This window comes from Dyella koreensis (assembly GCF_044904565.1).
In the GTDB taxonomy this organism is placed as follows: Bacteria; Pseudomonadota; Gammaproteobacteria; order Xanthomonadales; family Rhodanobacteraceae; genus Dyella_D; species Dyella_D koreensis.
On the sequence record NZ_JADIKD010000012.1, the window covers coordinates 92,926 to 105,836 of the forward strand.

9 protein-coding genes and 4 tRNA genes are annotated in these 12,911 nt (G+C 63.7%); 11 read left to right on the plus strand and 2 right to left on the minus strand.

The features are described 5' to 3' along the window. The first annotated feature begins 43 nt into the window (after positions 1-43). The 10 genes from aroA (at position 44) to ISS97_RS15830 (ending at position 6,952) form a co-directional block, all read left to right on the plus strand. Positions 44-1,351, plus strand: a complete 1,308-nt coding sequence (gene aroA, locus ISS97_RS15785) for a 3-phosphoshikimate 1-carboxyvinyltransferase (RefSeq protein ID WP_379983658.1) — start codon at positions 44-46, stop codon at positions 1,349-1,351. A 61-nt stretch (positions 1,352-1,412) separates the two neighbouring features. Continuing rightward, positions 1,413-2,189, plus strand: coding sequence for a 3-deoxy-manno-octulosonate cytidylyltransferase (gene kdsB / locus ISS97_RS15790; protein WP_379983656.1), 777 nt, complete (start codon positions 1,413-1,415; stop codon positions 2,187-2,189). Beyond that, entirely contained in the window at positions 2,186-2,668 is a 483-nt protein-coding gene (locus ISS97_RS15795) for a low molecular weight protein-tyrosine-phosphatase (protein WP_379983655.1), read from the plus strand. Before kdsB ends, ISS97_RS15795 begins: the two co-directional genes overlap by 4 nt. Before the next feature lie 50 nt (positions 2,669-2,718). Continuing rightward, a complete protein-coding gene (uvrC, locus tag ISS97_RS15800; RefSeq protein ID WP_379983654.1) occupies positions 2,719-4,545 on the plus strand; it encodes an excinuclease ABC subunit UvrC in 1,827 nt (608 codons plus the stop codon). A gap of 62 nt (positions 4,546-4,607) precedes the next feature. Next, entirely contained in the window at positions 4,608-5,216 is a 609-nt protein-coding gene (gene pgsA, locus ISS97_RS15805) for a CDP-diacylglycerol--glycerol-3-phosphate 3-phosphatidyltransferase (protein ID WP_379983653.1), read from the plus strand. 57 nt (positions 5,217-5,273) lie between these two features. After that, positions 5,274-5,349 (plus strand) — tRNA-Gly (locus ISS97_RS15810). 157 nt (positions 5,350-5,506) lie between these two features. Continuing rightward, a tRNA-Gly gene (locus ISS97_RS15815) sits at positions 5,507-5,582 on the plus strand. 80 nt (positions 5,583-5,662) lie between these two features. Then, positions 5,663-5,736, plus strand: a tRNA-Cys gene (locus ISS97_RS15820). A gap of 184 nt (positions 5,737-5,920) precedes the next feature. Continuing rightward, a tRNA-Leu gene (locus ISS97_RS15825) sits at positions 5,921-6,007 on the plus strand. A 291-nt stretch (positions 6,008-6,298) separates the two neighbouring features. Then, positions 6,299-6,952 (plus strand): response regulator, encoded by a 654-nt coding sequence (locus ISS97_RS15830; protein ID WP_379983652.1) that lies wholly within the window; start codon positions 6,299-6,301, stop codon positions 6,950-6,952. Between the two features lie 72 nt (positions 6,953-7,024). Here the strand turns inward: ISS97_RS15830 and ISS97_RS15835 are convergent, their stop codons facing one another. After that, the gene (locus ISS97_RS15835; RefSeq protein WP_379983651.1) at positions 7,025-10,081 is read right to left on the minus strand and encodes an Rne/Rng family ribonuclease; all 3,057 of its coding nucleotides are present in this window, start codon (positions 10,079-10,081) and stop codon (positions 7,025-7,027) included. A gap of 339 nt (positions 10,082-10,420) precedes the next feature. Between ISS97_RS15835 and ISS97_RS15840 the strand changes: the two genes are divergently transcribed. Beyond that, complete coding sequence (locus ISS97_RS15840; RefSeq protein ID WP_379983650.1) at positions 10,421-11,419, plus strand: RluA family pseudouridine synthase; 999 nt, start codon at positions 10,421-10,423, stop codon at positions 11,417-11,419. Here ISS97_RS15840 and ISS97_RS15845 read toward each other — a convergent pair. Continuing rightward, the gene (locus ISS97_RS15845; protein WP_379983649.1) at positions 11,390-12,901 is read right to left on the minus strand and encodes a CPBP family glutamic-type intramembrane protease; all 1,512 of its coding nucleotides are present in this window, start codon (positions 12,899-12,901) and stop codon (positions 11,390-11,392) included. The genes ISS97_RS15840 and ISS97_RS15845 overlap by 30 nt on opposite strands. Between the last annotated feature and the right edge of the window lie 10 nt (positions 12,902-12,911).

Below are 12,911 nucleotides of genomic sequence, written 5' to 3' on the forward strand. Positions count from 1 at the left end.
ATCAAGTGGCGGGTGCCTGGTGCCCGCCGGTGGAGATTGCTTCGTGAGTCGACTCGACTGGAACAGCCATCCGGGCCGGACGCTGCAGGGCAGCGTGCGCGTACCGGGCGACAAGTCCGTATCCCATCGCGCGCTGATGCTTTCGGCGTTAGCTGATGGCCGCTCGCATATCCGCGGTTTTCTCGAAGGCGAGGACACCCGCGCCACAGCGGCCGTGCTGCAGAAACTCGGCGTTCTTATCGAAACGCCCGCCGATGGCGAGCGCGTGGTGCATGGCGTAGGCCTGCATGGTTTGCGCGGGACCGCCGAGGCACTCGACTGCGGGAACGCTGGTACCGGTATGCGCCTGTTGTCCGGTTTGCTGGCAGGGCAGGCATTCGATAGCACGCTGGTCGGTGACGCTTCGCTGTCGAAGCGCCCCATGCGTCGCGTCACCGAGCCGCTGGCTCTGATGGGCGCGCATATCGATACGCAGGATGGGTTGCCGCCGCTGCGTGTGCACGGTGGCCAGGGGCTGCGCGGCATCCGGTACACCCTGCCGGTGGCCAGCGCCCAGGTGAAGTCGGCGTTGTTGCTGGCCGGCCTCTATGCCGAAGGTGAAACCGAAGTCATCGAACCGCATCCTACGCGTGACTACACCGAGCGCATGCTGGCCGCGTTCGGCTGGCCGATCGCGTTCGAGCCCGGCCGTGCGCGTCTTTCCGGGCGGCACGCGCTGAGGGCGACTGATGTGGATGTGCCGGCGGACTTCTCTTCTGCCGCGTTCTTCCTGGTGGCGGGCAGCATCGTGCCGGGCTCCGAATTGCGATTGCCTGCTGTTGGCCTGAATCCGCGTCGTATCGGCCTGTTGCAGGCGCTGCGCTTGATGGGGGCGGACATTCGCGTTGAGAACGAACGTGAGAGTGGCGGCGAGCCGGTCGGCGATCTGATCGTGCGCTATGCGCCACTGCACGGCATCGAGCTACCCGAGGCGCTGGTGCCGGACATGATCGATGAGTTCCCTGCATTGTTTGTCGCGGCCTCGGTCGCACGCGGGCGCACCGTCGTGCGCGGCGCGGCCGAATTGCGGGTGAAGGAATCCGATCGCATTGCAACCATGGCGGCGGGCCTTCGTGCGATCGGTGCGGTCATCGAGGAGACGCCGGATGGTGCCGTCATCGACGGTGGCGTGCTGGCTGGCGGGGAAGTGGATAGCCATGGCGATCACCGTATTGCGATGAGCTTTGCAGTGGCGGGCCTGGTGTCGCAGGGCAGCATTCGTATCAACGATTGCGACAACGTGGCTACGTCGTTCCCCGGCTTTCTTGAACTCGCCAATGGCTGCGGCTTCGAGCTTTCGCGCGCGGCCTGACCGGCTCTCGTCTCTGTCCTGCGTTGCGGTTAGGCTTGGCGGCCTCTGAACCGAGGTCGCCATGTCCGCCCACGTACCGCCCTTTATCGTCGCCATTCCCGCCCGCTACGGCTCGACCCGCCTGCCGGCCAAGCCGCTGCGGGAGATCGCTGGCGTGCCGATGGTGGTACGGGTCGCTCAACGCGCATTGCAGGCTGGTGCCATCCAGGTCGTGGTGGCGGTGGATGATCAGCGCATCGCCGACGCGCTCGCCGGAAGCGGCGTGGATGTCTGCATGACTCGCAGCGACCACGCCTCCGGCAGCGACCGCCTGGCCGAATGCGCCGCGCACTACGGCTGGGCCGACGATGCCATTGTGGTGAACTTGCAGGGTGACGAACCGTTTGCCCCCGCTGCGGGCATTCGCGAAGTGGCGCGAGCGTTGGCCGAGGATGACGCGCCAGTAGCCACGCTGGCTACTCCCATCACCGACGCGCATGAATTGTTCGATCCGAATGTGGTGAAGCTGGTGCGCAGCGCTATGGGCCGCGCCCTGTATTTCAGTCGCGCACCACTGCCGTGGGCACGCGATGCCTTTGCCGCGAATCGCGATGTCTTGCCTGCCGATGTGCCGTTCCTGCGCCATATCGGCATCTATGCCTATCGCGCCGGTTTCCTGAACCGCTATGCCAGTCTGAGTCGCACGCCGCTGGAGCAGGTCGAATCGCTGGAGCAGTTGCGTGTGATGGAGCACGGCCATGCCATCGCCGTGCGCCTGACGCCGGAGCCGTTTCCGCCCGGCATCGATACCGCGACCGATCTGGAGCGCGCAGAGCAGTGGTTACGCAGTCAGGCATGAGCGCGCCGCGCCTGCTCTTTGTTTGTCTGGGCAACATCTGCCGTTCGCCGCTGGTCGAGGCCGTGGCACGCCGGCGTTGTGCCGAGGCGGGGCTGGACGTGATGGTCGCCTCCTGTGGCACCGGTTCCTGGCATGTGGGTAAGGGCACGGATGCGCGGATGCGCCGCGCGGCGGAAGCGGCCGGCTTCGACCTGTCCGGGCATCGGGCCCGTCAACTTCAGCGCGGCGATCTGGAAGCATTCGATCTGGTATTGGCCATGGATCGCGACAATCTCTACGGCGTCGAGCGTTTGGTGACTCCACAATCCACGGCTGAGACCGGTCTGTTTCTCGAGTGGGCCGCCGCTGCGCCGCCTGCTGAATTTCCTGATCCGTATTACGGACAAGAGGAAGGCTTCACCGAAGCGGTGGCCTTGGCCGAGCGCGGCGTGGCCGGCTTGATCCGGCGATTGCGCGGCCGCCAAAAAAAAGCGAAATGAGCGCACGGTGACAGCCATCGCGCAGGGGCAAACCGGCTAGAATCCTCCCCATGCTGCCCACCCCGCCGCAAGCCTTCGACGGCAAGGCTTTTGTCCGCACATTGACTACTTCGCCCGGCGTCTACCGCTATTTCGATGCGGGGGACGATCTGCTTTACGTCGGCAAAGCTGGCAACTTGAAGAAGCGCGTGGGCAGTTACTTCCTCAAGCCGAGGATGGAACCGCGTATCGCTGCCATGGTGTCGCAGATCGCGCGCGTCGAGATTACAGTGACACGCACTGAGGGCGAGGCGCTGCTGCTGGAATCGCAGCTGATCAAGTCGCTCAAGCCGCGCTACAACATTCTGCTGCGCGACGATAAAAGCTACCCGTACATCTACCTCTCCGGCTACGAGGATTACCCACGGCTGGCCTTCCATCGCGGTGCGCGGAATATGCCTGGGCGTTATTTCGGGCCCTATCCCAGCACCTTTGCCGTCCGTGAAAGCCTCAACCTGATGCAGAAGCTGTTCAAGGTACGGCAGTGTGAGGACAGCTATTTCCGCAACCGTTCGCGCCCCTGTTTGCAGCATCAGATCGGCCGCTGCACGGCGCCGTGCGTGCAATTGATTACGGTGGAGGATTACCGCAACGACGTGCGCCACGCCGAAATGTTTCTGGACGGACGCAGCAGTGCGGTGATCGATGAACTGGCCGGTTCCATGGAGCAGGCGGCCAAGGCCCTGGAATTCGAGCGCGCGGCGGCGATGCGCGATCAGGTGGCCGCGCTACGGCGCCTACAGGCGCAACACCATGTGCAGGGTGCCAGCGCGGACATGGACGTGATCGCTTGCCGTATCGAATCCGGCATGGCCTGTGTCAGCGTGCTGTTTTTCCGCAATGGCATCAGCCTGGGCACGCGCGATTTCTTTCCGCGTCTGCCGCTCGATGCCGAGCCGGCCGATGTATTGGCGCAGTTCATTGCGCAGTACTACCTGGATCGGCCGGTACCGCGCGAGCTGATCCTAGGCGAACCCGTCGCCGATCAGGAGATCCTGGCCGAGCTGCTGGCACAGCAGTCCGGGCATGCGGTGGAATTGAAATCGAGCGTGCGTGGTGAACGTGCGCGCTTCCTGCAGATGGCCGAGCGCAATGCGCAGGCCTCGCTCACCGCGCGCCTCGCCAGTCGCCAGACGTTGGGTGCGCGCTTCGACGATCTGCAGAAGCTGCTGGAGCTGGATGAAACGCCGCGGCGTATCGAGTGCTTCGATATCAGTCACACCATGGGCGAGGCCACCGTGGCGTCGTGCGTGGTGTTCGGCCCCGAGGGAGCGGAGAAATCGCACTACCGGCGCTTCAACATCACTGGCATTACCCCGGGTGATGACTACGCCGCCATGCATCAGGCACTGACCCGGCGCTTCCGCAAAGTGGCGGAAGGCGAGGGCGCCTGCCCGGACGTGTTGCTGATCGACGGTGGTGGTGGTCAGGTGGCGCAGGCGCTGGATGTGCTGAAGGAACTTGGTATGAGTGGCGTCCATGTGGTCGGTGTGGCGAAAGGGCCCGGACGCCGTGCTGGCGAAGAGACCCTGGTGCTGGCCGATTCGGGCCGTAACTTGCATCCGGGGCCGGCCTCTCCCGCGCTGCATCTGGTGGCCGCCGTTCGTGACGAAGCCCATCGTTTTGCCATCAGCGGGCACCGCAAGCGTCGTGAAAAAGCGCGGGAACGCAGTGTGCTGGAGGACGTGCCCGGCATCGGTGCCCGTCGCCGTACCGCGTTGCTCAAGGCGTTCGGTGGCCTGGCTGGCGTGGAGGCGGCTGGCGTGGAAGAACTTACGCAGATCAAGGGGATTGATCGCGGCCTGGCCGAACGCATCTATGCAGCATTGCACGGCTGATCGGCGGCAGTGCTGCTGACTTGGCCGCGTGCGACACTGCGCGAATGAACGCGAAGGAACCTATGCACATCAATTTACCCACCTGGCTCACTCTGTTCCGCGTGGCCTTATTGCCGGTGATGGTGGTGGTGTTCTACTGGCAATTCCCGGGGCACAACATCACGGCGGCGATCGTCTTTGTGCTCGCCGCGATCACCGACTGGCTGGATGGGTATCTGGCGCGTCGCCTGAATCTCACCTCGGCCTTCGGCGCATTCCTGGATCCGGTGGCCGACAAGCTGATGGTCGCGGTAACCCTGTTCCTGCTGGTGGAGTCGCATCGCGGCGGCTGGCCAGGTGTGGTGATGGCGGTGACAGCGGCAGTGATCGTGGGGCGCGAGATCAGCGTGTCCGCCCTGCGCGAATGGATGGCCGAAATCGGCATGCGCGCCACCGTGAAAGTGGCTTTCGTCGGCAAGCTGAAAACGGTCATGCAGATGATCGCGCTGGTGGTGCTGATCGTGCAGCACGAGAGGAGCGCTGAGGCGCTACGGCTCTACCATATCGGTGAGGCGCTGCTGGTGGTGGCGGGTGTGCTGACGATCTGGTCGGGCCTGCATTATTTGCGCGCTGCCTGGCCGATTCTGCGTGGGGAACCGCCGCGGCGCGAGCTCGCCGACGAAGATGTCTGAGACATGTGACAGAGGCTTGACGATCGTTGTTTAGCCATTACAATGCGCGACTCCGATGCGGGAATAGCTCAGTTGGTAGAGCACGACCTTGCCAAGGTCGGGGTCGCGAGTTCGAGTCTCGTTTCCCGCTCCAGATTCCGCACAAAGCCCCGGCCTAGCCCGGGGCTTTGTCGTTTTGGTCGCTGGGCAAGGGGGCATGTTCCTGGCCCGCGGAGATGCACGAAACGTGAAAAATTCACGTTCAGGCTCTTCACAAATGGCGATGTTCTGCTATGATTTCTGACTCCGATGCGGGAATAGCTCAGTTGGTAGAGCACGACCTTGCCAAGGTCGGGGTCGCGAGTTCGAGTCTCGTTTCCCGCTCCAGTTTTCAGCAAAACCTCGGATTCCCGGGGTTTTGTTTTTTCAGCGAAGCGTGATCTTTCCGGTTACGATTCGCGAGCAATGGCCAGGTGGCAGAGTGGTCATGCAGCGGCCTGCAAAGCCGTGTACGCCGGTTCGATTCCGACCCTGGCCTCCATTGCGAAAACGGTTCTCGCGAACCACAAGAACCCGCCTTGTTGCGGGTTTTTTGTTGGCTGCGATAAAAGAGTTTTCGGCAATCCTGTCCGCGCTGCGAAGCCTATAGACAGAGGTCCGCGTGCTAGGATGCGACCCCGTTTGACGATGCCCGCCACCAAGGCCCGCAACGTCGCGGACCATCTGCCCGGATGGCGAAACTGGTAGACGCAAGGGACTTAAAATCCCTCAGCCGCAAGGCTATGCGGGTTCGACCCCCGCTCCGGGCACCATGATGATTTTTTTACGCTGATGGCGCGGTCTCGCGACTGCCGGCACGCAGTTGCTGTCATTCCAGCGGAAGCAGTTACGCCGGTTTGTAACGACACGGCGTAGTCTGTCGCCGACAGACCCAGGGATGGTGATCGAAGATACTGAACGCCCGCATCGAAGCCAGCGGGTTTACACCTGCCTGTGAACCGAAAAGAGGGGTCTTTTCTGTTCGCCCATGTTTCGCGCGTTTAGCGCTTGCATTGGACAGATAGGCAGCCTAATTTCAGGTTCCACCCAGGGAGGGCGGCGTAGTGATCAATTTGGTTCTGGTTGACGATCACGAGCTCGTGCGTACGGGCTTTCGGATGATTCTGCAGCAGCAGCCCGACATCCATATCTGTGGTGAAGCAGGTACGGCGGAAGAGGGCTTGCGGCTGATCAAGGCGCATGAGCCGGAGATCGCCCTGGTCGATGTCCATATGCCGGGCATGAGCGGTATCGAGCTCACCGAACGGGTGGCCCGTTCCAAGCTGCCGACTCATATCATCATCATCACCGTGGTCGATGACGCGCGTTTTCCGAAGCGCCTCCTCGAAGCGGGCGCGCTTGGCTATCTCACCAAGGGTTGTACTGCTGAAGAGCTGCTTATTGCTGTGCGCCAGGTGGCTGGCGGACGTCGCTATCTTGCGCCGACGGTTGCGCAGCAACTGGCACTCGCCACGCTGGACGGTGAGGGCTCGCCTTTCGATGCGCTCTCCAGTCGCGAACTGGAAGTCGCCATGATGCTGGTGCGCGGCAAGGCGCTCAACGCGATCGGCGAGCAGCTCAATCTGAGTCCGAAGACGGTATCGACCTACAAGCAGCGCCTGATGGAGAAGCTGCAGGTGGATCATGTGGTGAGTCTGGCTCACCTGATGACCATTCACGGCCTGCTGGATACGCACAACAACCAAGTGGGCGGGTGATCGAACCCTTCTCGCGCGAATAAAAAAAGCCGGACGAGAGTCCGGCTTTTTTGTTTTCATCCAGAGGCGGCCTCAGCCGCCAGATGCACTGGTCTTGTCCTCGGACGGCTTCTCTTCCGTCTTGGGCTCGACGAACGGCTCCTGCGACACCGGCGTATGCGGGTGGAAGTCGGGATGGCTCAGCAGGTCACCCTGCTTGGGCAGGCCGGTAACCGGCGGCAGCGTGGTTGCTATGTCAGCGACTGATTCAGCGACTTCTTCCACCTTTTTTCTAGCTTCGACCGGCGTAGTCACCACAGGCACTGGCTCAGGTGCGGGAGCCGCGGGTGGCACGATCTCGACGCTGGTCGTCTCGTGGACGACCGCTGCCTGCACGGGCGCTGCGACCGGCATCGCCGAATGATCCGCAATGCGGACTTCGCTGTCGGTGACCGGCGCATGCGGGACAGAAACCTCAGGGGCGATCGGCGCCTCATGAGAGGCTGCGGGGACATACGTAGCCACCGGCTCAGCAGTCACCGGCTCGCTTTCGCCAGTCTCGGTCTTGACCGGGATAGGCGGGAGCGTCGGCAGATTGAATGCGACCGGTGCGGGAGCCGGCGTTTCCACCACTGGAGCCTCGTGCATGATCGGGGAGGGCATGGACTGCGCTGTGACGGCAGATGCTGCCGTCTCGCTGATCACGGCCGCTGTAGCCGTCGCAACCACGGCGGTCGCGGCAACGGCGGTCGCCGGAGCGGCCGGGTGCGATGCGGCTGCCGACTCGCGATCCTCGTCGTCCAGATCCAGGTCATTGTCGAGCTGAGCCTCGGCACCGCCAGTGCTCGCTTGCGTTCCGTCCTCATGACGACGACGGCGACGGCCGCCGCGACGACCGCGACGACGACGCGCCTGTCCGCCTTCGGCTTCCGGGCCGGCGGCCTGGACCGTATCCGGTGTCACTGCATCGGTCAGCGGCTTTGCGGCCAATGCTTCCTGCGCGGCCTCGGGTGCTGGGGCGGCTGCCGGACGCTGAGCCTGAGCCTGAGGCTGCTGCGGTTGGCGAGGCTGGCGCGGTTCCTGCGCCTGCTGCAGTTTCGCCTGCTGGTCCTGGCGCGGCGGCAGAGCTTGCTGCTGCTTGCGCTCGGCCTGCGCCGCTTGCTGTTCGGGCTTGGGCTGCCGCTGTTGCGGCTGCTGGTCCTGCTTGGCGGCCTGCGCCTGCTGCTGCGGCTGACGCTGCTGGCGATTGCCCTTGCCTTGCTGCTGTTGGCCTTGGCCACCTTGCTTGGTCTGTTGCTGCTCGCGGCGCTGCGATGGCTGCTGGCGATTGCCCTGTTGCGGGCGACCGCGTTCATCGCGACGGTTGGCGCGGGCTTGCGGCGAGGATTCTTCGCGCTTGGCCTGCGGAGCCGGCGCGGCCGGTGTCGCGCTGCTGCGGAACCAGCCCAGCAGGCGTGCGATCACGCCGCCGCTCGGGGCCGGTGCCGCCGCTGACTGGCGACCCGTCGGCTGCGCGGCGACTGGCGTGGCTACTTCCTCGCGCACCGGCGCAGGGGAGGCGGGCACGATGCCGCTGACGGCCGGCTGCTCGCTACTGCCAAGAGCCTGGCCCATCTTCGGGACCGGCGACGCTTCGACGGCGGTCAGGCGCTCGTAGCTGGGCTTGCTGTGCTCGCCCATGTCCGCTTCGCGGATGCGCTGGATTTCGATGTGCGGCGTCTCGAGCTTGTCGTCGGCCACGATCACCACGTGCACCTTGTTGCGCAGTTCGATCTCGACCACGCTGGCACGCTTTTCGTTGAGCATGAAGTTGGCCACCGTCGGCGGGGCCTGCACCAGCACCTGGCCGGTGTTGTCCTTCATGGCGTGCTCTTCGATCAGGCGCAGGGTCGACAGCGCCAACGATTCCACGCCGCGGATATGGCCATGGCCTTCGCAGCGCGGGCACACGATTTGAGTGGCTTCGCCCAGGCTCGGGCGCAGGCGCTGGCGGGACATCTCCAGCAGGCCAAAGCGCGAGATGCGGCCGATCTGCACACGGGCGCGGTCCAGCTTGAGGGCGTCTTTCAGACGCTCCTCCACCTCACGCTGGTGCTTGGGGCTGTCCATGTCGATGAAGTCGATCACGATCAGGCCGCCGGCATCGCGGATGCGTAACTGGCGGGCGATTTCCACCGCCGCTTCGCAGTTGGTGTTGAACGCGGTTTCCTCGATGTCGCTGCCCTTGGTGGCCTTCGACGAGTTGATGTCGATGGCGGTCAGCGCTTCGGTCTGGTCGATCACGATCGAGCCGCCGGAGGGCAGGCGGACCTGGCGGTCGAACGCGCTCTCGATCTGGGTCTCGATCTGGTAGCGCGAGAACAGCGGGGTGTCGTCCTTGTACAGCTTCAGCTTGCGCAGCGCGTTCGGCATGACCTGCTGCACGAACTCGCGGGCGTCGTTGTACAGCGACTCCTCGTCGATCAGGATCTCGCCGATGTCGTTGCGCAGATAGTCGCGCAGGGCGCGGATGAACAGCTTGGATTCCTGATAGATCAGGAACGGTGCCTTCTGCGAGCTGGCAGCGGCGGAGATCGAACGCCACAACTGGAGCAGGTAGTCCAGATCCCACTGCAGCTCTTCGGCGTCGCGGCCCATGCCGGCGGTGCGCACGATCAGGCCGACATCGTCGGGAACGGTCAGGTGTTCCAGGGCTTCTTTCAGGGCCTGCCGGTCTTCACCCTCGATCCGGCGCGAGACGCCGCCGGCCTTCGGGTTGTTCGGCATCAACACCATGTAGCGGCCGGCGAGGCTGATGAAGGTGGTCAGGGCGGCGCCCTTGTTGCCACGCTCTTCCTTCTCGACCTGGACAACGACTTCCTGGCCTTCCTTGATCAGCTCGCGGATGGCGGTCTTGTTCGGATCCAGGCCCGGCGTGAAGTACTCGCGGGAGACTTCCTTGAGGGGCAGGAAGCCATGGCGCTCGGCGCCGTAGTCGACGAAACAGGCTTCGAGGGAGGGTTCGACGCGAGTGATGCGGCCTTTGTAGATGTTGGCTTTTTTCTGCTCGCGGGAGGGGATTTCGATATCGAGATCGTAAAGGGTCTGGCCATCGACGATGGCCACACGCAACTCCTCACGCTGAGTTGCGTTGATCAACATACGTTTCATTGTGGTTTTTCCTTAGCTTGCCGCGCGTCGCGTGCCGCGGTGGCGCCTGAGGGGCGGCCTGCCGGGGATCGCGCCGCTGCGGTGAAGCGGCATAAAGACGGGACCGTTTCCGGTTCCGGGGTGATTCGTGGCATCACGCCAGCCGTTCCGATTCCTCTTAATGAACCGGACAAACGACAACCCGAACCGTTACGATGAAAGGGAGCAGCGACCGGCTGCCAAAGAGGCGGCCGGCGCTATCCTCGCCGGCGTCACGGGCGGGCGTCCTAACCCCAGCCGCAGTTTCGGCGAGTAGGACGTAGCGCTGGCCGAGTATCCTATCTAGTCAGGTTTTTTTCAATGCAGACGGTAACTTCCCACGATGCACCTCAAGGTGTGCGTCAAGTCGAGATCGGCCCCGAGCGGGACGGTCAGCGGATCGATAACGCCTTGATGACCCTGCTCAAAGGGGTGCCCAAGAGCATGATTTACCGCCTCCTGCGCACCGGCCAGGTCCGGGTCAACGGGAAGCGGGCCAAACCTGACACACGTCTCATTGCTGGCGATACGTTGCGAATCCCCCCGGTTCGGGTGGCCGAACGCGCGCCCGATCAGGGTCCGCCGTCAGGGATGGTCTCGGCAGTCGCCGACGCCGTGATCTTTGAGGACAAGCACTTCCTGGTGATCGACAAGCCGTCGGGCATCGCCAGTCACGGTGGTAGCGGAGTAAGCCACGGCGCTATCGAGCTGCTGCGTGCCGCCCGCCCGCAGGAGCATCTGGAACTGGTTCATCGACTGGATCGGGACACCAGCGGCGTGCTGGTCTTCGCCAAAACCCGTGCGGGCCTGACCGGTCTGCAGGCCGAAATCCGCGCTGGCACGGTGACCAAGCAGTACCTATGCCTGATGGTCGGTCACCCCTCCAAAGCCAAGTTCGACGTCAACGCGCCGTTGCTCAAGTCGGTGATGCAAGGCGGAGAGCGCATGGTAAGAGTGGCTGATAACGGCAAGCCATCGCTCACTTTTTTCCGTGAGATGGAGCAGTATCCGGGCGCCCGCCTGATGCAGGCCACCTTGGGAACCGGGCGCACGCACCAGATCCGCGTGCACGCCGCACACATCGGCCATCCGCTTGCCGGCGACGCCAAATACGGCGACAAAGACATGAACAAGCGCTTCCGCGAGATGGGGCTGCAGCGGCTTTTCCTGCACGCCTCGCATATGAGTTTCGAGGTGGACGGGCGGGCCTATAGCTTCTCCGCGCCCATGCCAGATGACTTGAAGGACTTCCTGGATGTGCTTGCCGTGAAAGGAAAAAGGCTGCGCTATCTACAGGAAAAATCGCGCACTGACTTCTAAGGACCGCAGTAGCCCGCCGGCGAGTCCGCTTTCGACCAGCAGAGCGCAGCCGGCATGGGCAAGGGCAATGGGCAACAAGGCCCGCGACCGCATGAAGCACCAGGCCCACCATAGTTCCGCCAGGAAGCAGAGTTGCATCAACACCCCGTTGGGGGTGTGCAGCAGCGCAAACAGGGCGGCGGTTGCCAGCCAGATAGCCGGGCGCGGCCAGCGCAATGATTCCAGCCGGCGCATCACCACGGCCAGCATCAGCCATTGCTGCAGGGCAGCCCAGCCCAGATAAATAAGTGCATGTCGCCCGTCGGGTGGGTTGAGACAGTGACCGAGCCAGGCAATCAATCCCAGTGCGACAGGCAACAACGCCAACGGCATGACCCAGTCCCGCCAGTCGCGGCTTAACCAATGCCATGCATGAGGCCGTTGATGCCATTCGATCCATGCCGCATACAGCAGCGCTGCTCCGAACGCGACCAGGCCAGGTATCGAAAGATGCAAACCCCACTGCAGGCCAGCCATCAGCCAGAGTGGACCGACCATTGTGATGGCGATCTCCAGCCATGGACGTGCTTTGGCCGGAGGCGGCCAAATAGAGCAGCCGGTCAGTAGCAGCACGTACGCTCCACAAGCGAGCCAGCCGAGCCAGGCGGGCATCGGCTCATGTGCGCTTGCGACGAGTCTGGCTCCGGACGGAATCAGCAAAGCCGCAGGCCAATACCCATGCAGTTGGTCGCGGAGGGCGAGCCAGGTCTCGGCCGGGGCGACAGCGGAAAGCTGAAATAGCGGAGCCGGCGATTGATAGCCGCTCTGACGCAATTGATCGATGCGTTGTCCAGCGAGCCACTTGTCTGACGGCAAGACAATAGCTGCGTCGGTATCGACAGCTGAGGCAGGTTGATCCGTCAGCAGTGCGACTTCCCGCAGATGCAGGCTGGCTCCAGCCGGTAGGCGCGGTCTGAGCCGCAACATGTGGCGGAGGACCCCCAGGGGCGCGCAGGCTCGACCGTCAGCAGATCGCCACACAAGGCTGCGCAGATCGACGGTCCGTTCGGCGACGCCCTGATGAAGCGCGGTGGCAGAGGCTGCGATGCAGGTAGGGCTCTGCGCATCGGCCTGTACGACCAGGTCGAGCGTCCCGTCGGTGCTGCTCTCCATGCGCAACCGGAGCAATGGCCAATGCGCAAGATCGATCGGCTGCATCACGGGCAAGCCGAGATCGAAGGGACTGCCATCGTGGCTGGTGACGAGAAGTTGGCCGCCATCATGCGCCGCTGTTGCCGCGCCAAACGGATGGCCTGCCACCAGATTGCGCGGCCGCCGCAATGACCAGTACCACAAGGGCTCCCGGTTTTGCAGCGCGTGAAGTCTGCGCTCCGCCTCGTGCTGCAGATGGGCCTGGGTCACTCGCGTGGATAGCGTGTGCAGTGCCAGCATCAGCAGCGCCACGGCCAGCGCGAAGCCGATGGCCGTGGCGGCAGGGCGCAAGAATCCTTTC